16 protein-coding genes are annotated in these 23,653 nt (G+C 48.0%); 2 read left to right on the top strand and 14 right to left on the bottom strand.

The window, feature by feature from the left end; all coding sequences use genetic code 11:
- The 4 genes from IM450_RS05710 to psaA all read right to left on the bottom strand — a co-directional run.
- Window positions 1-333, bottom strand: a 333-nt coding sequence (locus IM450_RS05710) for a DUF4164 family protein (RefSeq protein WP_287664856.1), incomplete at its 3' end; no start/stop codon positions are given.
- Window positions 334-550: 217 nt separating this feature from the next.
- Window positions 551-925 carry a DUF4164 family protein gene (locus IM450_RS05705; protein WP_079208252.1) on the bottom strand — a complete coding sequence of 125 codons (375 nt, stop codon included), beginning with the start codon at window positions 923-925 and terminating at the stop codon, window positions 551-553.
- Between the two features lie 289 nt (window positions 926-1,214).
- Window positions 1,215-3,428 (bottom strand): photosystem I core protein PsaB, encoded by a 2,214-nt coding sequence (gene psaB, locus IM450_RS05700; RefSeq protein WP_002770787.1) that lies wholly within the window; start codon window positions 3,426-3,428, stop codon window positions 1,215-1,217.
- Between the two features lie 178 nt (window positions 3,429-3,606).
- Entirely contained in the window at window positions 3,607-5,856 is a 2,250-nt protein-coding gene (gene psaA / locus IM450_RS05695) for a photosystem I core protein PsaA (protein ID WP_002780971.1), read from the bottom strand.
- Window positions 5,857-6,323: 467 nt separating this feature from the next.
- Here psaA and IM450_RS05690 point away from each other — a divergent pair, with 467 nt between their 5' ends.
- Window positions 6,324-7,823 (top strand): hypothetical protein, encoded by a 1,500-nt coding sequence (locus IM450_RS05690; protein ID WP_287664852.1) that lies wholly within the window; start codon window positions 6,324-6,326, stop codon window positions 7,821-7,823.
- Window positions 7,824-8,055: 232 nt separating this feature from the next.
- A complete protein-coding gene (locus tag IM450_RS05685) occupies window positions 8,056-8,622 on the top strand; it encodes a hypothetical protein (RefSeq protein ID WP_287664850.1) in 567 nt (188 codons plus the stop codon).
- Between the two features lie 302 nt (window positions 8,623-8,924).
- Here the strand turns inward: IM450_RS05685 and IM450_RS05680 are convergent, their stop codons facing one another.
- The 10 genes from IM450_RS05680 to IM450_RS05635 form a co-directional block, all read right to left on the bottom strand.
- A complete protein-coding gene (locus IM450_RS05680; protein ID WP_287664848.1) occupies window positions 8,925-12,317 on the bottom strand; it encodes a Swt1 family HEPN domain-containing protein in 3,393 nt (1,130 codons plus the stop codon).
- A 220-nt stretch (window positions 12,318-12,537) separates the two neighbouring features.
- Complete coding sequence (locus IM450_RS05675) at window positions 12,538-13,056, bottom strand: hypothetical protein (protein WP_002801404.1); 519 nt, start codon at window positions 13,054-13,056, stop codon at window positions 12,538-12,540.
- Window positions 13,057-13,060: 4 nt separating this feature from the next.
- Entirely contained in the window at window positions 13,061-14,401 is a 1,341-nt protein-coding gene (locus IM450_RS05670; RefSeq protein WP_002777132.1) for an AAA family ATPase, read from the bottom strand.
- Window positions 14,402-14,652: 251 nt separating this feature from the next.
- Window positions 14,653-15,066 carry a type II toxin-antitoxin system VapC family toxin gene (locus IM450_RS05665; protein WP_002777130.1) on the bottom strand — a complete coding sequence of 138 codons (414 nt, stop codon included), beginning with the start codon at window positions 15,064-15,066 and terminating at the stop codon, window positions 14,653-14,655.
- Entirely contained in the window at window positions 15,063-15,272 is a 210-nt protein-coding gene (locus IM450_RS05660) for a hypothetical protein (RefSeq protein ID WP_002754183.1), read from the bottom strand. Before IM450_RS05660 ends, IM450_RS05665 begins: the two co-directional genes overlap by 4 nt.
- 76 nt (window positions 15,273-15,348) lie before the next feature.
- The gene (locus IM450_RS05655; protein ID WP_287664842.1) at window positions 15,349-18,327 is read right to left on the bottom strand and encodes a DUF1156 domain-containing protein; all 2,979 of its coding nucleotides are present in this window, start codon (window positions 18,325-18,327) and stop codon (window positions 15,349-15,351) included.
- Between the two features lie 74 nt (window positions 18,328-18,401).
- The gene (locus tag IM450_RS05650) at window positions 18,402-18,782 is read right to left on the bottom strand and encodes a GxxExxY protein (protein WP_002754172.1); all 381 of its coding nucleotides are present in this window, start codon (window positions 18,780-18,782) and stop codon (window positions 18,402-18,404) included.
- Window positions 18,783-19,151: 369 nt separating this feature from the next.
- Window positions 19,152-22,673 carry a helicase-related protein gene (locus IM450_RS05645; RefSeq protein ID WP_287664839.1) on the bottom strand — a complete coding sequence of 1,174 codons (3,522 nt, stop codon included), beginning with the start codon at window positions 22,671-22,673 and terminating at the stop codon, window positions 19,152-19,154.
- A 6-nt stretch (window positions 22,674-22,679) separates the two neighbouring features.
- Entirely contained in the window at window positions 22,680-23,333 is a 654-nt protein-coding gene (locus IM450_RS05640; RefSeq protein ID WP_043997773.1) for a YqiA/YcfP family alpha/beta fold hydrolase, read from the bottom strand.
- An 11-nt stretch (window positions 23,334-23,344) separates the two neighbouring features.
- Window positions 23,345-23,650, bottom strand: a complete 306-nt coding sequence (locus tag IM450_RS05635) for a DUF2973 domain-containing protein (RefSeq protein WP_002801382.1) — start codon at window positions 23,648-23,650, stop codon at window positions 23,345-23,347.
- Between the last annotated feature and the right edge of the window lie 3 nt (window positions 23,651-23,653).

Genomic DNA, 23,653 nt, shown 5'->3' with positions numbered 1-23,653 from the left:
GATCGCTCCTCCTAAAAGAATAATTAACGTCCAAACTTGATTTTTTTGGGTTCCTTCCACCTTTTCTAGTCTTCTATCCATCCCATCGACTTTCTCAGTTAGTTTTGCTTGTCCTACCTCTAGCTTAGTTAGCCGTTCGTCGATCTTATCAAATTTCTGGTTAAAATCCTTCTGTAGGCTATCAAATTTCTGGTTAACATCCTTTTGTAAGCTATCAAATTTCTGGTTAACATCCTGTTGCAAGATGTCGATTTTTTGGTTAACCTCCTTGATGCTGTCTTTGATTTCCTTGAGGACGGATTCAAGACTATAAGTAACGGTTTCGTTAGACATTTTGGTAACATCCCTGGGAGTAATGATAGTATAATAATTTTATTTTAATCCTAAATCTGGTTATTAAAGACTGATTACCTATTGCCTAGGATTTAGTATTAAGTAGGTAGGCGTTAAAAATTATTAGATGCCCCCCTTATTAAGGGGGGATTAAGGGGGGATCGAACCTAAAATCCATTTTTAATTTAATTATAACCAGCTACTTATGCTAATATTTCTAAGGATTGCCAGAAAAGAAAGAGCGCCACGCTGCCGTTCCGATCGCTCCTCCTAAAAGAATAATTAACGTCCAAACTTGATTTTTTTGGGTTCCTTCCACCTTTTCTAGTCTTCTATCCATCCCATCGACTTTCTCAGTTAGTTTTGCCTGTCCTACCTCTAGCTTAGTTAGCCGTTCGTCGATTTTGTCAAATTTCTGGTTAAAATCCTTTTGTAGACTATCAAATTTCTGGTTAAAATCCTTTTGTAAGCTGTCAAATTTCTGGTTAACATCCTGTTGGAAGGTATCGATTTTTTGGTTAACTTCCTTGATGCTGTCTTTGATTTCCTTGAGGACAGATTCAAGACTATAAGTAACGGTTTCGTTAGACATTTTGGTAAAATCCCTGGGAGTAATGATAGTACAATAATTTTATTTTAATCCTAAATCCGGTTATTAAAAACTGATTATTTATTCTCCGTATAATACTAAATCTGGTTATTAAAAACTGATTATTTATTTCTCCTTTTGCCTTTTGCATGAGTAGAAAACGGGTTTCTCCGAGAAACCCGTTTTCTGTGGGTTACTCAAAGGATTGGGATTGAGCCGTGCTTTTATGATCAATCATAAACAAAACCCCCCACCAATGGGCGGGGGGTTTTTTAGTTACCTAATTCAAGGTTTAGCCGAACTTGCCGGCAGTGGAAGCGATCAAGAAGGCGGCGTAGGTGAAGATATAGCCAACGGTGAAGTGAGCTAAACCAACCAAACGAGCCTGAACGATCGAGAGAGCCACGGGTTTGTCTTTCCAACGAACGAGGTTCGCCAGAGGAGTGCGTTCGTGGGCCCAAACGATAGTTTCGATCAACTCTTGCCAGTAACCACGCCAAGAGATCAGGAACATGAAACCGGTTGCCCAAACGAGGTGTCCAAAGAGGAACATCCAGGCCCAGACAGAAAGGTTGTTAACACCGTAGGGGTTGTAACCGTTGATTAACTGAGCCGAGTTAGCCCAGAGGTAATCGCGGAACCAGCCCATCAGGTAGGTGGAGTTTTCGTTAAACTGAGCCACGTTACCCGACCAGACACCGAGGTGTTTCCAGTGCCAGTAGAAGGTTAACCAACCCAAGGTGTTCAACATCCAGAACATGGCTAGGTAGAAGGAATCCCAAGCAGAGATGTCGCAAGTACCGCCACGGCCGGGACCGTCGCAAGGGAAGGAATACCCGAAGTCTTTTTTATCGGGCATTAATTTGGAACCACGAGCGTCTAAAGCACCTTTAACCAGGATTAGAACGGTGGTGTGTAAACCAAGAGCGATCGCATGGTGAACGAGGAAGTCGCCAGGACCGATGGTTAAGAAGAGGGAGTTAGTGCCGCTATTGATCGCGTCTAGCCAACCGGGTAACCAAACATCACCGTAGTTAGGATAGGCGGTGTAAGCGATACTATCGGGGTTAGACAACAGTACGTTCATGCCGTACAGGGTTTTACCCGAAGCTGCTTGCACGAATTGAGCGAACACAGGTTCGATCAGGATTTGTTTTTCGGGAGTACCGAAAGCGACGACCACATCGTTATGAACGTAGAGGCCGAGGGTGTGGAAACCTAAGAAAAGGGAAACCCAGCTTAGGTGAGAGATGATCGCTTCTTTATGCTCCAGCATCCGCGCCAGCACGTTATCTTTGTTCGCTTCGGGATCATAGTCACGCACGAAGAAGATAGCACCGTGAGCGAAAGCACCCACCGCTAGGAAACCAGCGATGTATTGGTGGTGGGTATAAAGAGCCGCTTGGGTAGTGTAGTCCTTAGCGATAAAGGCATAAGGGGGTAGCGCGTACATATGCTGCGCCACCAGAGAGGTGATCACGCCTAAAGAAGCCAGGGCCAAACCGAGTTGGAAGTGGAGAGAGTTGTTAACCGTGTCATAAAGATTTTTGTGACCGGCTCCTAACTTACCACTGGGGGGTCTGTGGGCATTGAGGATGTCCTTGATGCTGTGACCGATGCCCCAGTTGGTGCGGTACATATGACCAGCCACAATGAAGATCACAGCGATCGCCAAGTGGTGGTGAGCCATATCGGTTAACCAGAGGGACTCGGTTTGGGGATGGAAACCACCTAAGAAGGTGAGAATCGCAGTTCCCGCGCCTTGGGCGGTACCGAAAATGTGGTTAGCAGTGTCGGGGTTTTCCGCATACACACCCCAGTCACCGGTGAAGAAGGGTAGTAAACCCGCCGGGTGGGGGGGAGTGGAGAGGAAGTTGTCCCAACCAACGTGCTGACCGCGGGATTCGGGGATAGCAACGTGAACGAGGTGTCCGGTCCAAGCCAGAGAGCTAACACCGAACAGAGCGGCGAGGTGGTGGTTCAGGCGAGATTCAGCGTTTTTGAACCAAGCGAGGCTAGGACGGAACTTAGGTTGTAAGTGTAACCAGCCAGCAAAGAGGAAAATCGCCGAGAGAATCAGCAGGAACACCGCACCTTGGTATAGGTCTTGGTTGGAGGTCATACCGATGGTGTAGAACCAGTGGTAAACCCCGGAATAGGCGATGTTAACCGGATTAGAAGCGCCAGCTTGGGTGAAGGCATCTACCGCGCCTTTACCGAACTGGGGATCCCAAATCGCGTGGGCGATGGGACGGATGTTTAAGGGATCTTTGATCCACTGCTCGAAGTTACCTTGCCAAGCGACGTGGAATATCGTACCGGAAGTCCACAGGAAAATGATTGCAATGTGGCCGAAGTGCGACGCGAAAATCTTTTGGTAGAGATTCTCTTCCGTCATGCCATCATGACTTTCAAAATCGTGGGCTGTGGCGATCCCGTACCAAATCCGACGGGTGGTCGGATCTTGGGCTAGATCTTGGCTAAATTTAGGGAATTTAGTTGCCATAGCTGTTTAGGAAATTCTCCTCTCTAAATAACTGAGGCTCTTACACGAGTGCTGGTTATTTCCTTTTTTAAATTCACCCACTGTAATAGGAAACGCTTACAGTGGTATCGGTCAATCGACGCTGGTTCAGCCTAGTCTTGCCAATCCCCGGGGGACTGGCAAGCCCTTATAGGCAAGTTTAGCCAATCGAGAGACTTCTGGCCAAGAAGAATGCCCAAGTGGTGACAATACCGCCTAAGAGGTAGTGAGCCACACCAACGGCACGACCTTGAATGATGCTCAGGGCGCGAGGTTGGATAGCGGGGGCAACTCTTAACTTGTTGTGCGCCCAGACGATCGACTCGATTAATTCTTGCCAGTAGCCGCGACCACTGAACAGGAACATCAAGCTAAACGCGAAGACGAAGTGACCGGCTAGGAACATGATTCCGTAGGCAGACAGGGCAGAGCCATAGGAGTTAATCACTTGAGCTGCTTGCGCCCAGAGGAAATCGCGTAACCAACCGTTGATGGTGATGGCACTTTGAGCGAAGTTACCGAGGGTAACGTGGGTGACAGTGCCATCGGGGGCGACGGTTCCCCAGACATCGGACTGCATTTTCCAGCTAAAGTGGAAGATTACGACCGAGAGGGAGTTGTACATCCAGAACAGGCCGAGGAAGACGTGATCCCAACCCGAAACTTGGCAGGTACCGCCGCGACCGGGACCATCGCAGGGGAAACGGAAACCGAGATTCGCTTTATCGGGAATCAGACGGGAACCGCGAGCGTAGAGAACCCCTTTGAGGAGAATCAACACGGTTACATGGATGGTGAAGGCGTGGATGTGATGCACGAGGAAATCGGCAGTACCGAGAGTGATCGGCATCATGGCCACTTTGCCACCCACTGCTACTACGTCGCCACCGAAAGCATAACTAGCGGTAGTGAGAGCGTTAGGAGCGGTGTTGCCGGGGGCTAGGGTGTGGAGACTTTGTACCCATTGGGCAAAGATGGGTTGTAGTTGAATTCCCGTATCCGAGAACATATCTTGGGGACGACCAAAAGCCCGCATGGTGTCGTTGTGAATGTATAAACCGAAGCTATGGAAGCCGAGGAAAATACATACCCAGTTCAGGTGGGAGATAATTGCGTCGCGATGACGGATCACCCGATCGAGCAGGTTATCGACGTTTTTGGCCGGATCGTAGTCGCGTACCATGAAGATCGCTCCGTGCGCTCCCGCACCGACGATTAAGAAGCCACCGATCCAAGTGTGGTGAGTGAACAAGGATAGTTGGGTGGCGTAGTCCGTCGCCTGATAGGGATAGGGCGGCATGGCGTACATATGGTGGGCCACGATGATGGTTAGCGAACCTAAGAGAGCAAGGTTAATCGCTAACTGGGCGTGCCAAGAGGTGGTCAGGATTTCGTACAGTCCTTTGTGACCTTGACCGGTGAAGGGACCTTTGTGGTTTTCGAGGATTTCCTTCATGCTGTGACCGATACCCCAGTTGGTACGGTACATATGACCAGCAATGATGAATAATACAGCGATCGCCAAGTGATGGTGAGCGGTATCGGAAAGCCAGAGACCACCGGTCACGGGGTTCAAGCCACCTTTGAAGGTGAGGAAATCCGAGTAAGCACCCCAGTTAAGGGTAAAGAAGGGGGTCAAACCCTGGGCGAAGCTGGGATATAAATCCGCCATCTTGCTCGGTTCGAGAATGAACTCGTGGGGCAAGGGGATGTCTTGGGGAGCTACTCCAGCATCGAGGAGTTTGTTCACCGGTAAAGAAACGTGAATCTGATGACCGGCCCAACCTAGGGAACCTAAGCCGAGTAAACCCGCCAAGTGGTGGTTCATCATCGATTCCACGTTTTGGAACCATTCCAGTTTCGGTGCGCTTTTGTGGTAATGGAACCAACCGGCAAACAGCATCAGGCCCGCCATAACTAAACCACCGATAGCGGTGCAGTATAGCTGATAGCTGTTGGTGAACCCGGAAGCCCGCCAGAGGTAGAACAGACCAGAGGTGATCTGAATACCGTGGAAGCCGCCGCCCACATCGCCGTTGAGGATGCCTTGACCGACGATCGGCCAGACCACTTGGGCGCTGGGTTTGATGGCCAGCGGGTTGGTTAACCAAGCTTCATAGTTAGAAAATTTCGCGCCGTGGAAGTACATTCCACTCAGCCAAACGAAGACAACGGCGAGATGTCCGAAGTGGGCGCTGAAGATTTTCCGAGAAATATCTTCTAGATCGCTGGTTTGACTATCAAAATCGTGGACGTTGGCGTGTAGGTTCCAAATCCAGGTGGTGGTTTTGGGTCCTTTGGCTAAAGTGCGATCAAAATGCCCCGGTTGCCCCCACTTCTCAAAGGAAGTAGGTACTGGGTCTTTATCTACAATCACTTTAGCTACCGCCTCTTTGGGGGGGAGTGCCATGAGGATTCTCCTCTCTCGACAATAGACTTAGCGTTTTATTTGAGGATAGATTTTTTAACCTAAAAAAGGCAAGTTGAAATCTGACCCACCTTTTGTTAATGTCGCTTGACTTTCCTCTTGGGTGAGATTCCAGTCGAAAGCATCAATAGTAGATGATAAGTCTTTGTTCTCTTGTCTGTTCGTTATGCTTAACAATAATTAAAATTCTCTTAATCCTTGATAGGAGAGACGTTTTCTGCTATGGACGGTCTTAGTCAGTGTCTGACTGGTGATTTTTCTTTACAAAAGTTTATCAATTGTCGCTCCGGAAGCCAATTTCCCCTTTTTCTCCCTCACCAGACCATATAGAAAATTCAATAGATAGATTCTCAAAAAACAATCAAACAATTCTGTAAAATTGAGGCCATAACCTCATCTTCTCGCGCTTTTGCTGACACCGGAGCATTCAATGACTCTAGCAAAAATCAATGGTTTGTATAGATTTTGGCCTTGGCTCTAGGAGGAACGTGCTATCCCTACTACATAAATTAATCCCAGTCAAAACCCTTCATATATGTCTTGTGATTGGTTTACTGACCACCCTGTTAACTGCCTGTGGCGATCGCCTGACGGCTACCAATCTCCCCAGTTCCGAAACCCCTCATCTTCCCGTCGTTCGAGGCCGCATTTCTGAGGTGGCCCCCCCGGTCCTAATTCAGGAACTGCGCCCCAGTTTAGAGCGTTACGCTCCCCAAGTAACGATTCTCAGTCCTCTGGCCGAACAAGTTTTCGATGACACTCAGGTGACAGTTAAACTACAAGTGTCGGATCTGCCAATTTTCCAAGACGATACCCTGAAATTAGGACCCCACTTGAGCCTAATTGTCGATAATGAACCGGCAGCAGCCATTTACGACCTCAAGCAACCGATTATCCTAGAAAATCTTGCCCCCGGTACTCACACCCTGCGCGTCTTGGCCCTGCGTCCTTGGCAGGAAAGTTTTAAAAATGATGGGGCATTTGCTGAAACAACCTTTCATATTCTGACAAAAACAGGCAAAAATGACCCCGATAACAACTTACCCCTATTAACCTACAGTAGTCCGCAGGGAATCTACGGTGCAGAACCGATCCTGCTCGATTTTTATCTGAGTAATGCTCCTCTACGTCTGTCCAATACTGCCAACGGGGATAATAATCTTCAAAATTGGCGCATTCGTGTCACTGTCAACGGTGAAAGTTTTCTGCTTGATACTTGGGAACCAATCTATCTCAAGGGTTTTGCCAAGGGCAATAACTGGGTACAACTAGAATTCATCGATGGTAAGGGAAATAAAGTCGAAAACGAGTTTAATACCAGCGTGCGCGTGATTAGCTTTGATCCCTCTTACCAAGACGGCCTCAGTCAATTGGTCCGCGGCGATTTATCCCCTACAATTGCCCGTAGCATTGTTGATCCCAACTATAAAACCATTCCCCGTCTAGAGGAAGAAACCCCCGTTATTGAGCCAGAAACCCCTATAGTTGAGGAAGAAGAAACCTCTATAGTTGAGGAAACCCCTGTAGTTGAGGAAAGCCCTATAGTTGAGGAAGAAACCCCTATAGTTGAGGAAAGCCCTGTTATTGAGCCAGAAAGCCCTATAGTTGAGGAAAACCCTGTTATTGAGTCAGAAAGCCCAATCGTGGAAGAAAAACCAGTGGAGACAGAAACAATCGAAAAGGTCGAGGAAACCCCTGAAGCGATCGAATCTCCCCTAACCACCATACCAGAGACAAAAGAGATTAACGAACCTGCCCCCGGTATTCAGCCTCCGCTAGAAGTGGAACCTATTCCCGAACCCCAGAACAATAGCGAGCAAAAAATCAGCATTTTTGATCGCGTTCAACAAACCTTCAATCGCTTCCAGTTGGCCTCTTCCTCAGCAGAAAAAGATATCGAACTACCCACCCTCGATCCTCAATTATTCAGCAATGTCGAGCGGTCTTAGAGCCTAGCTTAATCCAGTTTTCAGGGGAAGTGGGGAGGTGGGGAGGTAGGGAGCGGGAGAATGGGGGAATTTCAACTAACACCCTAAAACCCCAACACCCTAAAACCCCAACCTCCAACCCCTCGATCGAGAAATTATTAAACAAATATTTCGCAATATAGACAAAATCAGGAACTAAGTTATAATCTAAAACGTCTATAGAGAATTTACTAACTTTTTGCTTGAGGTAATTGTGTTTAACAAAATTTCCCTTGTCGCTGGTTTTGCCGGTTTAGTTGCCCTAACTACCGTTGGCGCTGTACCCGCACAAGCAGGACCACAAAATAACGAAATCTTGATCAGTCAACTGCGCGGCCATGACACCTACAGAGGTGAGCCGCAACTCAACCCCGGTGACTATATACTCGGTCGCGTCCGGGGAACCGTGGGTGGCATTATGTCCATCCAATTGATCAGACTTGTAACAGTGGATGGCAAAGAAATTTTCAACGGCGACTTTGCTGACGGAACCACCGCTCGTATTGTTGGGGATGGCACTGGTGGTGACGATGTACTATTGCAAGTGGTAGATGGCAAGTTAATTTATGTGGGTAAAGCTCATCCCTATTGGGTTTCCCGCTTGAAACTAAAATCAGAAATCGCCGTCAGTACCACTCGCTCGCAACTTTTAAGAGAACTTAACCAAAAAGAATCCGCTTGGGGACTTCCCGCTTTACCCCCGGAAACCAGAACCTTTACTGAAGTTGCTCCTCAACCCGCTCCCGAGCCTAGTGTATCTCCTATCCGCGGACTTTGGTAGTGGGAAGACATCAGCAGAAAATCTCTTGTCTTGAGACTGAGAAGGGTGAAAACTTTCCTCACAATCTAACCAATTTGGACTAAATAAATCCCTCTTTTTCAGATAAAAGGGGGATTATTATTGCTCTCTTAGGTTTGGTGGGTAAAATGTATTCTAAGATACAGTCCTGCTGGCGAGGGAGTGGAAGGAACCACTCCAGACACAGAGGACACAAAGATTGATCGCTTCTATAGTAAGTTAAGCTGATCACACAAAGAATAAGAGAGCCATGACCGAATCCAGATAGGGAAATTTCCCGATATTCACTCCAGTTCAAAAGACTGATTATTAAATTTTAGTGTCCGACAATTCTCCGTCACCGTCCGCACCACATCATCCGGCACACCATCAGGAATGTCAGCTTCAATCTCCAGTGTTACCTTAACCCTGGCCCCACTGAGTCGGGTGAGATGCTGGATGATCTCATTGGCGATCGCTGGAGCGTCTCGATTGATCCGCAGGGGATCGATCTCAACACTGCCGTAAAACCTCCGCAGAACCAGCTTTTTCTCAACCAGATCACCGGGAGTCTCTGTCACAGTTAATCCAACACCAGAGGGTAAAGATGGCGGCCGATCACGGTCACTAGAGATAACGGGATCAGTCTCGGCAGCGGTCGGGGGGTTAGCTGGTTTCTCGGCCTCTAGCTGCCCCATAGCTACATCAGGCTTAACCAGAAGGCTGTGACTGCTGATACTCGGGTTAATATCCCGAAGGATGACAAGACCAGTATATCTTTGCTTCGCCTCATCCCAGCCCTCTGCATAACCGAAGTTCTCCTGTACGAGCGTAGAACGAACCCCCTCCCGCACAGTTTGAAGTAGAACATCCTGGTTCTTGAGACGGGGCAAGTAAAGATACTGCGCTAGGTACTCCCACAGACGTTTCAGATCGATGTGGTTAGTTGAACGCCACAGGTATTTGTCGAGGGCTTCCCTCCGCAGGTTGTCACCAGAGTAATGGGTAATCAGTTGCTCCTGATGAACCAGTTTGCGGCTGGCTCGATCGATAGGCGAATCGTCCCCCTGAGCGTTGGTATCAGTCCAGTGGATGCCTTTCTGGGGGTCGGGTTGCTCTGGAACCAGCAGCCACTTATAGGTTTGGTTGAGGATCAGGCTTACCTCCTTGTCGGCTTGATCGCGCTTAGTGATCGCCTGTTTATTCTGAGAAACATCGAGATTGAGGGTTTCCTTATCCGCCACAATTGAATTCCAGGCAAGATATCCGGCGACGTTCTTCTCTAAGTTTTCCAAGTTCGACTTGTCAGCGGCAACAAATACAAGCGTATTCTTGTAATAGCGGGGGCTACCCCCTCTCTGATTGAGAATTTCCGCCACTAAACGCCGAGCGGGGCTATCTTCGGCGGATTTGCTGTGGGGTTGCCCAGTACCGAGAACTACAAGCCGCACCCCCAGATGAGGATCATCGGGAATATCAGCAGTTGATTCTGGGGCAATATGAATCGCTCCAAACTCGCCCCGCTGCTGGTCGGCCTTCAAGCGCCGGACGATTTCTTCTGTCACTTTATACCGCTCCTCAAAGAGCAGGTTTGCCCGATCTTGGGCTGTGCGGGTGACGTTGGGCTGATTGGAAATCCAGTAGCGGTTGCCATCGATGTAGAGGTAGGTGGCCCGATCTGTTAGCCGCCGTAGGGCATCACCAAAAGTGGCTACAGTCTCCCCCGGCTGCACGCAACCGAGTTTGATCCTCTTATCTTCTAGTCCTCGGTTAGCAGCCCGAATCGTGGGGGCCGAGCCAAGGTAAATAGTGCGCGTAACCCGACGGCAAGCAGAATAGCGTCCCAGGTTGGAATTTTGGCGATCGATGTCGAGGGGCAGAGAATTGGGGCCATCTACATCTTTTTCGATGATCGGAACCCAATTATCATCTAAGTAGCGGGTTAACTCCGACTGAACCTGAGCATCATCCATCGGGACGTGGGAGGGCATGATCAACAAGCTCTTGTCCTCTCGCTCCCAAAGGGAATGGATGACCTTGGCCATGAGTCGCAAAACACCCCTGGTGCGCTGGAATTTATCGAGGGTTGACCAGTCGGAGTAGAGGCGATCAAAAAATTCTGGGTGAATGGGATAGGCTTCCCGCAGGCGGCGTCTGTAGTCAGCCTCCAGGCATTCGCTAGGAAATTCCTGGGCCTGGGTGCGATACATCTCGGAGAAAGCTTTAATCACCGCATCCCGTGCGACAAATAGTTGCGGGTCAGTAGTGGTTTGAAAGAGACGGCGGCGGACGATCTCGAAACTCTCCTCGGCACTAGCGGGTCGCCAAGGGGATTGGATGCGCCCGATCGCATTTTTAAGGCGGTCTAGAGCCTCTGTACCCCGTTCTCCTCCGGTTTCAACATCTGTAGTCCGTACTTCTCCGGTTTTTTCGTCAACGGTTTCCGAAGCGGGGATACTCACAGCCAAAAGCGTCTGCTGGGCATTTTTTGCCGACTCGCTCAGGGTTTGGGCAAAAGTAAACTGGGTGTCAAAACTACCGCCAGCAATATCGTTCTTGTCGTGCAATTGCCTGGCATAGGCAACCCATTCGTCGATCAAGATCAAACAGGGTGAAAAACGATTAAACAATATTTTGAGTGCGTCTCCCGGATTAGTGGAAGTTTCATCGGCGTTGCGAACCAGAGCGTAGCCCTCAGCGCCGCCGAGTTGCCAAGCTATTTCTCCCCACAGGGTCTTGATTTCTGGGCGATTTTGCTTGTTGTGTTCCGGTTTGTAGGGGGGAATGCCACTAGGCTGGACTTTAGTGCCGACCAGAACAGCAATGTTGACATTTTCGGGGGGTTTTTTAATGTTCAGAGCTTGGAAGATCGACTCCATACCGGGAAGATCTTCGATCGCCAAAGCATTGCACAGATGGTAGAGGGCCAGCATGGCGTGGGTTTTTCCGCCACCGAAGTTAGTTTGCAGTTCAATCACCGGCTCTCCGCCATTACCACTCAGACGCAGCAGGGCATTGGTGAGGAGTTGCTTGAGTCCTTCGGTGAGGTAGGTGCGGCGGAAAAATTCCGTCGGGTCGCGGTATTCGTCAGAGCCTTCATCGAGATAGACTTGCCAGAGGTCGGCGGCAAATTCGGCCTGTTGGAAGCGTCCAGAAGCCACATCGGGGTGGGGGGTGGCGATTTCCCGCCAGGGTTTCAATCCCGACATCGGTTGTCCTTCCGTAGGTGCGATCGCTTGGCGCCTTGTCTCTCGCCGGGCCTGTTCTTCAAAGCGAAGTCTGAGGATTTCTTGCTTCTGCTTCTCCACCTCTTGGGTGTCGGCGGAAACCGAACTCAGTAGGCGAGAGATGCTATCAAAAGCCCGGTAAGCATCGTCGAGGCTGAAAGCATCGTTATGGGCCCAGGCGTTGCGGACATCTCTTAGTTCACTGGCCAGAGAGCGATCGCTTCTGCCTAGGGTTTTCTTAAAAACTTCATTCCACTGCTCCCAGAGGACAATTAGTAGGGCCGAAACGTCTTCCTTGAGGACGGCATCACCTGTCCTGCGGATCGTGTAGCTCTCAGGGAGGCAACTTAAGGCCACGGCCACCCACTTCTGGCCGTAGCTTGCTTTCATTTCTCGTTCTATGAAGGGGTATAGTCCCTCTCTGAGGAAATCTAGGGCGCGTCCGACTCGTTCACGATTGCTGATTGCCATGGGATTTGATGAGGAGTTATTTTTATAATGCCTCAATTTGGGAGAGATAACCACACGAAGGGGGATTTTGAACCACAAAGAACACGAAGGGGGATTTTGAACCACAAAGGCACAAAGAACACGAAGGGGGATTTACCACAAAGGCACAAAGGTCACAAAGTTTGGGGAACCACAAAGGCACAAAGGTCACGAAGGGGGATTAACCACAAAGGCACAAAGGTCACGGAGGGTTAGGTACTTGTGCTTGAGTGGTCTGTGGGGAGACGATTTCACCACAAAGAAACTCTATGCTGATTCCGTAGATGGTTAGGGCTTCGTAAAACTCGGCCCAGTCTGAATCCACAGCGTTGATAATGGGAGGGCAATCTTGTGCGGCGAGGGCAACAGCGACAAATTTTCGGTCTGATGGGTCGAATTTTTTTAATTGAGGATCATCAGGAAATTCTTGAAAGCTATTATCTTCTGAAGGATGAATCTTGACTTGTTGACAACGTTGAGAGTTTGTCTGATTAGTCAATACCCATTTGAGAAATGCGTCTCCTATTCCTGGTTGTCCTGTTTGATTTACTTTGTTTCTATATTCTTTTAAGATTAGCCATTGATTGTCTATCACAATGATTCCATTTTCTTTTATGTCTCTTAAATATTGTCCTGTCCTTAACTGACATTTAGGAGTAACTTGAGGACAATCTCTACCGTTAGCGGCGATTAAGACGTTTGTATCAATAATGACTTTCATGGGTTTATTCACTAACTATCTGACGTTTTATAGCAGCTTCGGTCATGGCAAATAAATCTCCTATTTCATCACCAAAGAAATTTTCTGGCCAGTTGGCAATATTTCCAAAGTCGTCGATTTCTAAGGTGGTTAAACTAGAGCTTCCATCTTGCTTGGAATTACAGAAGTAAAGTTTAATGTCTTGAGGGCTTAATCCGTCTTTTTCTTCAGCAATACGACGCTGAAGACGACGCAGTAAATGTTCGCTATGACTCTCGACAATGATTTGAATTTTGCGAGTTTTAATAGCATCAATAAATACATCGGCAAGTCCAGCCTGTACGGAAGGATGCAGATGAATTTCTGGCTGTTCTAAAATGATTGTTGAGCCTTCTGGCGCATAATAACACAGAACCAAAACAGGTAAAACCTGAGAAACACCAAAGCCGACATCTGTTATTAAAACTTTTGCTGTATCGGGAAATCTTTGTACCAAAACTTCATAGTCTTTGCGATCTTTTGCAATTGCTTGCACCTGAAAACTATGAATTAGAGCTAATTCTTTTAGCCAGTAAGCAATGGTCTCTTGAATGGTTGATTGTTGAGAAGCTAGTAAGGCCGGAATAGCTAATTCTCCCCTACGACCAACATCTCGCGGTTTTTCTCCGGCCCAAGAGTAAATTCTTTTGGGGTATTCTCTCAGGGGACCAAGATAATAGATACTCTCAAATGCTTTTTCATAGGCTAGGGAAAAATCCGATAAAAAGCCTGTATTTTGAAAATAACTAATTGCTTGGTCAGGAAAACCATAGTTTTTTATTGGAACTGGGAGAGGCCAAGCTCTCCCCCTACTTCTTTTCGGTTGATATCCTTCTGATTGTAGTTCATATTCACAGGAGTCTTTTTCGGCATTTTTCTTGAATTTAAAGCTTATATTTTCTGAATTATAGTTAAAATTATAGCAAAAGTTTTCTAAAAATATTTGATTATCATTTAGCTTTATTTCTGAATAAAATTCCAGAGAGTTTAAGGAAAAAAGTACATCTTCTTGAGAGCTTTCGGGATTAAAAATATTTAATTCTTCTGATAAATCCCATTCTAATTTAAAAGAGATTACACTGGGGATAATGTGATTATAAGCAATATCATACAATGTCCCTAACTCAACATAACTTCTTTCATCCCCTGTGTTTAAGACCCTTTGGCGATCGCTGGACTCCACAGTTTGCTTGAGAAGTAAAAAGAATTGAATAATGCTGGATTTTCCAGAGCTATTATTACCAAAAAATCCTGTAAGAGAAGCTAAGGAAATGTCTCCTGTATCTTGCCATGATTTAAAGTTTTTAAACTTGATTGTTTTAAACATAATTACAATTTGAGATTAGAAACTTGTGGGGATTTGGGAGAGGGGGGATTTTGAACCACAAAGGCACAAAGGTCACAAAGTTTGGGGAACTACAAAGGCACAAAGGTCACAAAGTTTGGGGAACCACAAAGGCACAAAGGTCACAAAGTTTGGGGAACCACAAAGGCACAAAGGTCACAAAGTTTGGGGAACCACAAAGGCACAAAGGTCACAAAGTTTGGGGAACCACAAAGGCACGGAGGTCACAAAGATTAGGTAGATGGTGTCCATAGCTCAATGTTTTTAAACCAAGTTAAGTCTCTGTAATCGAGAGTCCAGATTAGGGCGTTAAATTTTTGAGCAATGACTACCACTGAAGCATCTTCTAGACTACCCTGCCAATTGGTCATTTGTATGACTAAATCAAATGTAGTCTGCATGGTTTCCATTTCAAGCGGCACGATTGTGGTCTCTTCTTTAATTATAGTTAATGCCTTTTGCGCTACTTGTGGACATTGTTCCCTAGCTACGAATTTATAAACCTCGAACAAGATGGGTAAAGGGGTTAAAACTGCGCCAAATTCCTGCGGTAGTTGTGCAAACCCCTTTATCGCTTCCTTGTGGTAATTATCTTGGCTCGATAACAGGGCAATAAGTGGCCCGGCATCAAGGACTAATCGTCTCATGTCAAATAATCTTCGTTAACGGAGGCATCTGGTGGGGCATTCTCGACAATTCCCGCTAGTTCTAGAAGTCTAGAGGTATCTTTGGGAATTAGTTTGATTTCTAGGGCTTCTTGAACTACACTTAACGGGGTTTCTTCGGGATGCTCTTTTAAGTAGTTATTGAGACGTTTTGCTAAGTTATCGGGAACTTCAATGGTTAGTTTCATGGGGGTTACTACTTGATTTTAAAACTCTGTGTTCTCTGTGTCTCTGTGGTTTAAATTCACCACAAAGGCACAAAGGTCACAAAGAAAAGGATAGTTGTTCGGGAGAGGGTTTATATTCGTTGGCTAGGCGGGTGATTTCTGGCCAAGAGGTGACGAGGCTATTGTAAGCTATGGCTTCTTGGGTCCAACCTTTTCTGTCACAGAGGCTATAAAGTCTATAGGCGAGTTCTTTGGCTAAATCGGCTTTGTTTCCTAGTTTAGCCAAGAGTTCTGCGGCTCCGGTTTCGCCGTTTTTATCGAGGGTATGGATGAGGTATTGGGTGATTTCCCAGATGGGTGTCCGCTCATCTTTTTCTGGCTTCCAATCGGTTTTAAGATCTTCGCGCTTGAGTAGTCGCACTTTACCTGCTTTTGCTTCTAGTATGCCAGCTTCAACCATGCCCTGAATACTGGTGTTTTTGGCTTTGGAGAGGGTTTCTGCATTGCCATATAGTGCTTCGTTGAATTGGTACTGCTCGAACCAAGTCAGCGCCCAACGGGTATCACTATCAAATTCTCCTTCTTGTTCGGTGAGAAATTCGTCGAGAATCTGGTTAATCAGTTGCAGGGCGGTGCGAACACCCATGGAAGTGCCGTTAGATTCGAGGATAGCGGCGTATTTGGAGTAGATTGCCATCCCGGGCCCAATACTGGCTTGGGCGAGGTCAACGGGGGCAATATTGCCCTGTTGCAGCAGTTTTAGGGCTTGGGGAAGGTCGCGCTTCAGTTCGTTGAGGAATTGCCGGCGGCTGGCTTTGGGCGCGTCGGCGGGACGGGGACGACACACGAGAACTATAGATGAGGCGAGGGCGTTGCTGTTTTGTCCACGCATCCTTCTTGCAAGCTCTGTCCGTATTGGCCATGTGCCATCGATCATGAAATTGGACTGCATTAAGCCTTCTAACATGGTTTCCCAGCCTGTTGAAGCTAGACCAAGCTGCTGTTCTTCTTGGTCGTCGCTATCTTCTTTACTTTCTGCCTGTTTAAAAGCGTAATAAACCGTCAAAGGATAGGCTGGATCAGATGACCTATATAGCTTGTTGAACGTTGCACCTAATCCTTGTTCAAAAAATAATTTTGCCCTTTCTTTACCACCATGCCGATAGGGATCAGCTACCAATTCCGATTTTTTAGGAACAAGTACGGTAGATAAGAGTTTTGGATACAGATACACTAAGGTACTTCGCAACCAAACATAGAGAAAGTCGGACAAATCAGAGTATGGCACAGCATCATAGTAGGGAGGATCTGTCGAAAAGAGGAAGGACGCATCAGGTTCCAATTGAGCAGCGTCAATTTGCAATACTTCTCCACTAGCATTCAAACAGTTGTTAGAATCTAAAATGTGATAAATAGTTTCAATACCGCCGAAAAAATTGCCACTAGATTCAGAAAATGGATTGCTTTCTGCAAAATCCCAGGTCATCGAAATGGCTTGCCTAGTAAAGGTGTTTCTTGCGTGTTCACGGTTATTGGCCCAAGTAGCAATAGTAGAATTGCGATCTGCAAGTTTATCCACTCCAAAAGCCAAATAAGTCGCCACCGCATCCGCATAAGCCGTCGCACCTATTCCCCCATCATTAAGAGGTAAATCATCATCAGGGATTCCTGCGGCTACTGCATCAGCTTTAATCTTTTCTCTAGTTTCACTTACTAAATCGCTAAAAGTAGTGAGGGCGACGAGTTGACGGGGAGTGAATAAATCGGCGTGTTTCGTCATGCCATAAATTACTGGAGTAACATGACGAGAATTAAATACCAATTCACTTTCTGGTTTCCATTCAGGCTGTGCTTTTTTAGCGATATATTCCTGTTCCTCATCAGGAGAAAGATAAACCCTTCCCCCTTGTCCTTCAGCGACAATAGCCATTAACTGAGCATCCATCCGGCCTGCCTTACCTTCCCTACGGATATGATCCAAGAGAACAGGAGTATTACAAGCGATACAAACTGCACCCTTGCGGTTTACCGTCCCATCTGGGGCCGTACCCTTACCCGTCTTCACCTCAAAGCGGATTTTGGGTGGCACCCCAGAGACACCAAAATCATCCCCCTTTGTGTCCTCTGTGCCTTTGTGGTTAAAATCCCCCTCAGTGTTAACATCTCCCACAAAAGGCTCAACCCAAGCCTCCTTACCCTTCTTCGTCGAAAGCTGAAAACTGCGGACCAGAGGCATCTGACAGCCACAGGCCGGATTAGGACACTTCACCGTCCTGGCCCAAAGCCAAGCAATCACCTTAGTGTCCTTTGTGCCTTTGTGGTTGGTTTCCACCATCGGATAAAGATAGCCAATCCTTTTAAAAGCCTCATCCCGCATCCACTGACCGTAATAGCGCACATCTGCGGCCAATCCCTGGGACCCTTCCCAGGAAGAAATCTTTTGTTTTTGGCGAGAATCGGGATTAACCGGCGGTTTATCCTTAAACTTGGGCGGAATCTCGATCAAAGCCTTAGTAATCAACACCGCCACGGGATTGAGGTCACTACCGTGGGCCTGCAACCCCAAGCGCTGGGCCTCCAAAGGAATGGAACCACCACCACAAAACGGGTCATAGGCGGGGGGGGCATATTTAGCGATATAATCCCGTATAGCATCAGGTTTAGTGGGAGGTTCTTCCCCACGTTCCCAAGCTAAACAGCGAGCAATTTCTCGCTGTGCTTCTAGCAATACTCCTGAATTAGGCTGGTTAATCTCATCCCAAGATACCAACCCTCTAACCACCTGCTTAGTATTACCTTTTTTGTCCTTTTCAAGCTCAATCCTACCCAAAATATCAAACAATCGCTGCCGTTCCCGATTCTGTGCTTCTTCCGTGGGAAATTTCTCTGGCCAACTGGAAGGATCATCCACCAAAGAAGCCCATAAAACCGCCCGACAAGCCGCTAAAGGTCGCCTGGCCCACCAAAGATGTAGAGTAGAGGGATGACCATGGCGAATCGACTTTTCCCGTGCCGATTCGACGTTAATGGCTTCTAGGGGTAGGGCCACTTCAATGAGTTTTTTACGGTAGGTCATGGGAGATAAAAGAACCACAAAGGCACAAAGGACACGAAGATTGAGGAACCACAAAGGCACAAAGGACACAAAGATTAATTGTTGACAAGGCGTTTGATGCCTTGTTTGAGAACGGGAACGTTAAAATTAATCAGTAATCCTAGCCAAAGCCGGCGTAATTTGAGATAGGTTAACAACTGGGCCTCGTGAATGGGGGTAAGTTGTTCAACGGTTTTCAGTTCGACAATAACCAGATTTTCCACCAATAGATCGAGACGATAACCACAATCAAGTTTAACACCGCGATAAATCACTGATTGAGGAACTTGACGCTCCACCGCTATCCCCCTATCCAATAACTCGTACTCTAAACAGGCCTCATAGGCCGACTCCAATAGTCCTGGCCCCAACTCCCGATGAACAGCGATCGCCGCCCCAATAATCTCCTTAGATAAATCATTAGCCCTCTCATCCATAACCTTAGTGTCCTTTGTGCCTTTGTGGTTAATCCCCTTAGTGTCCTTTGTGCCTTTGTGGTTCTTCTATCTTCGTGTCCTTCGTGCCTTTGTGGTTCTTCTATCTTCGTGTCCTTCGTGCCTTTGTGGTTAATCCCCTTCGTGTCCTTTGTGCCTTTGTGGTTAATCCCCTTCGTGACCTTTGTGCCTTTGTGGTTAATCCCCTTAGTGTCCTTCGTGCCTTTGTGGTTAATCCCCTTAGTGTCCTTTGTGCCTTTGTGGTTAATCCCCTTAGTGTCCTTCGTGCCTTTGTGGTTAATCCCCTTAGTGTCCTTCGTGCCTTTGTGGTTAATCCCCTTAGTGTCCTTTGTGCCTTTGTGGTTAATCCCCTTAGTGTCCTTTGTGCCTTTGTGGTTCAATCATATCCCCCCTGTCCCATAACTCTCCCCAATTATAATTAACACTACACGCCCCAAAATCCGGTTCTCTCTGGAATGGCCGGCGCACATATCTGACCTGAACCTCCTCTGAGGGAGAAACCGAAACCAAGGCCAGCAGAAAATCCTCTGGCTTGTTAAAGGATGCAAGGATCTCGTTCTTGGTGACAGTCACCGTCTCTGCTCCTTCTACTCTACCCTTGACTTCGATAAACCGTAAGCGGCCTGTTCCGGTCCTGCGCGATTCGATGTCATAGCCGCACTTCTCGGCACTCACATCCCGCGGTTCATACCCCAAAGCCTTCTCAGCCGCCATGACTGCCGCCATTGCCAGCTGCTCGACGCGCTTTGTCTCCCGGGCAAACATTGGCTTGCCTAAAAGTCGCCCTAACAGGCCCCCCGGTACGATGAGGGCTGCTCCCACCACCACCGGCGGCGATGGGGATAAATGACGCTCCTGCTCCAATTCAGACAAGCGCTTTTGCAACCGCGTTTGTAGTTCATCGGCCCGCATCTGGGCTTTGTTGGAATTGATCCGCGCATTTGTCTTCCCCGCTTCTTCCTGTAGGCGCAACTGGGCCGCCCGATGGTCCCAGTAGTTGATCTCCTTGGTCAGGCGGTCTTTAACTGCTATAAGGGTCTTTTCAATTAACTCTTCCTTGCGCTGCCGTACCTCCTGAAGATGGGAAGAGACGAGGTTAGCGATCGCATAATTGCGGGCCCGGCTCTCAATCTCATTACCGATAGGGAGAGAATCAAGGATCGGCCCTAGGATCGCCCGCTCCTCCTCCTGCAAAGGACGATAATCTAGATAAGGGGCATACCCAGCATCCTTCTCTCCCTGTCTCTGTGGTGCAAACAGAGGAATTTCCACATACTGCATTCGCCGCGACACCACCCGCCGTCTGCCATCGGGATTTAGCCGAGCGTCTTGAATGGCGTGTTCTAAGTACACCAGCGCCCGAATTTCCTCCCTCGGATCACTGTCATCAACTAGGATAGCCCCCCGTCTGAGTAATTCCCGATGCCGTTCCAAGACAAGATCGATAGTGGCATCTAACAGGGGATGGCCGGGACAGACAAAGGTAGCAACGGGTTTACCCGGAACACTAATCAGGTCTTTATCAAAACAGATGCGCTCATAGCGTTTGAGAATTGGCTCTCCTATCCCGAAAAAGCGGTCTCTGTTACGGATAACGGCGGGGACGTTGGTAATCTCGTATCGCTTTGGCTCTCGCTGGCGTAGGGTGCCGCCTAAGCGTTGGAAGGCTTCGAGGAAAAATGCGGCAATGAAGTGCGGCTGTAACCGTCTGGCTTCGGCTCGCTCCATATCTTCTCGAATTTTCTGAACCTTGGAAGCATCGATCGAATCCCGTGCTAGGGCGCGTTCTTCCAGCAATTCCCTTAGTCTCTCTTGATCGAGCTTTTCAGAGATGACCTGGTTTGAGCTTGCTTTTATATCTGGGTGATCGCCGTAACGGATGGCTTGGATGAGAAGTTCGCGCAATTCTTTTCCCGCAATGGCTTTACCTAATACGTCGAACACCCGTCCGCCTAAAGCTTTTTGTTCGGCTTCGAGTTTTTCGAGGAGCGTCCGATACACATCTCCCTCGCGGGTTTCGTGAGCCACCAAATTCCAGAGATGACAAACCTCGGTCTGTCCAATCCGGTGAATACGACCGAATCGCTGTTCTAGACGGTTTGGGTTCCAGGGTAGGTCATAATTGACCATGAGATGCGCTCGTTGCAGGTTGATCCCCTCTCCGGCGGCATCGGTGGCCAGAAGTACCTGTACTCCTACGTCTTGCTTGAAGCCTTCTTCGGCTTTTTTGCGGTCTTCCCGACCCATGCCACCGTGAATGGTGACAACAGTTTCTGGGTTGCCAAGGAGTGTACTGATCCGCTCTTTCAGGTAGTTGAGGGTGTCTCTGTGTTCGGTGAAGACGACTATTTTGCGGCGGTATCCTCCTGCATCGAACATCTCTGCTTCATCCTGGAGAAGATGGGAAAACTCTTCCCACTTACGGTCTTTTCCGCTCCGTCGAACGGTATTGGCTAGGTCTTCAAGCTTTTTCAGCAGGGCGATTTCAATCTGTAGTTCGGCAATGGTACGCGATGCTGTGGCCTGATCGACCACCTCCTCGACCGTAGCCTCCCGCTCGCTGCTATCGGTATCCTCAAAGTCGTCATCGATGTCGTCTTGGTCAAGGACGGTAGCAAATTCTATCTCCAGCGACTGGCCTCGCTTGAGCAGTTCTTCTTCTCGGAGTCGCTTTTGTAGCCGTTCTCGTCGTCGTTTCAAGGATTGATAGATGGCTTCCGGAGAGGAGGCGAGGCGGCGTTGCAAAATGGTGAGGGCAAAGCCGACTGTCCCCTTGCGCCCGTCGTTGGCCAGGGCTTCGGCTCGGTCAAATTCTTCGCGTACATACTCGGTGACTCGACTGTAGAGGATCGCTTCTTGGTCGGAGAGGGGGTAACTGACCGTGTGAGCGATTCTTTCGGGGAAAAGTGGCTTGCCGTCAAACTTAAGCAGTTCCTCTTTGACCATGCGGCGCATCAGGTCGGAAGTATCTGATACATGAACTCCGTCCCGGAATCGCCCCTCAAAGCGATCGCCATCGAGTAGAGCTAGGAATAACTGAAAGTCTTCTTCTTTGCCGTTGTGGGGAGTAGCGGTCATCAGCAGGAAGTGGCGGGTAATGCTAGAGAGGAGTTTGCCTAATTTGTAACGCTTTGTTTCCCTAATTTCCCCACCAAAGAAAGAAGCGGACATCTTGTGGGCCTCATCGCAGATGACCAGATCCCAATCAGTCTGCTGGAGTTTCTTCTGGAGGTCGTCATTACGGCTGAGTTTATCAAGCCTAGCAATGACCAGACCCATTTCGGCGAGCGCGTTGCCGGTGCGGGCCGTTTCGAGGCGGTCGTTGGTGAGGATATCGAAGGGAAGGTGAAATTTGTTATGTAGTTCATCTTGCCACTGCACTGCGAGGCTGCCTGGACAGACGATTAAGCAGCGCGCTAAGTCACCTCGAATCAGGAGTTCTCGAATTAACAATCCCGCCATGATGGTTTTCCCGGCCCCGGGGTCATCGGCCAACAAAAAGCGTAGGGGTTGGCGATCGAGCATCTCACCGTAAACAGCAGTGATTTGATGAGGGAGTGGTTCCACCAGAGAGGTATGGACGGCTAGAAGCGGGTCAAACAGGTAGGCCAACCGGATGCGATGGGCTTCGGAAACTAGGCGCAGCAAAGCTCCGTCGCCATCGAAACCCCACGGTCTTCCTTCGGTGAGAATCTCTAGGGTTGGCTCTCGGTATCGAAAGAGCAGTTCTGTGTAGGGTTGTCCGTTGGTATCTTTGTAGGTCAGTTCTACCGCGTCGCTGCCATGCCACTTGGCCTCGATGACGGTAATGCTTTGATTGGGCAGAATGCCGTTGACAATAGAGCCGCTCGTTAGTTCCTCAAGTTTAGTCATGATCGCCTAAAGACCGATGTCTAGGAATAATTGCATTTCAGCCCATATCCTCGTCAAAACATCGGTAAGGGCATGATCGCTATCTAATTCGATTAACTGCACCCAAGGACGAGAAAAAGCATAATAGCGACTATTTTCTAGGGGAATCACCTCATCGGCACGACCATGAATAATCAAGGTGGGAAGCTGCCTGATTAACTTGTCTTGGGGATAATTGGCTAAATCTTCGATAAATTTGTAATAGATTGGCAGATAACGGCGATAACCGTAGTGATAAACCGATAAACTCCCAGATTTTTGCCAATTGGCTAGGGTTTCTGCTTCCAATTGTCCTAACCAAATCGGACCGAAATTAAAAGCGGGAGCTAATAAAACGAGCCTTTGCACCTGAAAATAAGTTTCTGCCAGCCAAGCTGCCGTTAAACCGCCAAAACTGGAACCAATCAGAGTAACAGGAAGCTGAGATTGTTCAATCAATTGGCCGACTTGAACAATCTGACGAGTGAGAGTTAAGCTAGAAAAATCATCACCGTTAAGATCGGGAATTTCCATTGCTAAACCCCTCTTTTGCCAACAATGTCTCAAAAATTGCGCTTTTGTTGATTGGGGGCCAGAAGCAAAACCGTGTAGATAAATATATCTGTTCTCAAGGACTGCCATTCTAGAACCAATCAGATTTCCTCATCTTGCTCTTTGGCAGCACTGGGAGAAGAATTATAAATAGCATCTAACTGTTGACGAGCATCTTCAACAGTGAGAGAACGAATCACTAACAGGGGTTCATTAATCGGTTGTCCAGTCTCGTCCAAAAGTTCCGGATGGGAAGTCATGGGATAACCGTAGGGATTATAGGAATTAGCCGATTTAGCAGGACGTTTCTGGGAATCCATGCTGACAGTAATCAGACTCCGAATTAAATTATTAATGGTCAAAAAAGCGATAACTGTGAAGGCGAGGATATAGAGCAGATGTAACATTGG

Origin of the sequence: Microcystis sp. M083S1, from assembly GCF_020246405.1 — a bacterium.
GTDB lineage: Bacteria > Cyanobacteriota > Cyanobacteriia > Cyanobacteriales > Microcystaceae > Microcystis > Microcystis aeruginosa_C.
Note: the sequence above shows the minus strand (reverse complement) of the source record. Positions and strands in the feature narration are given on the sequence as shown.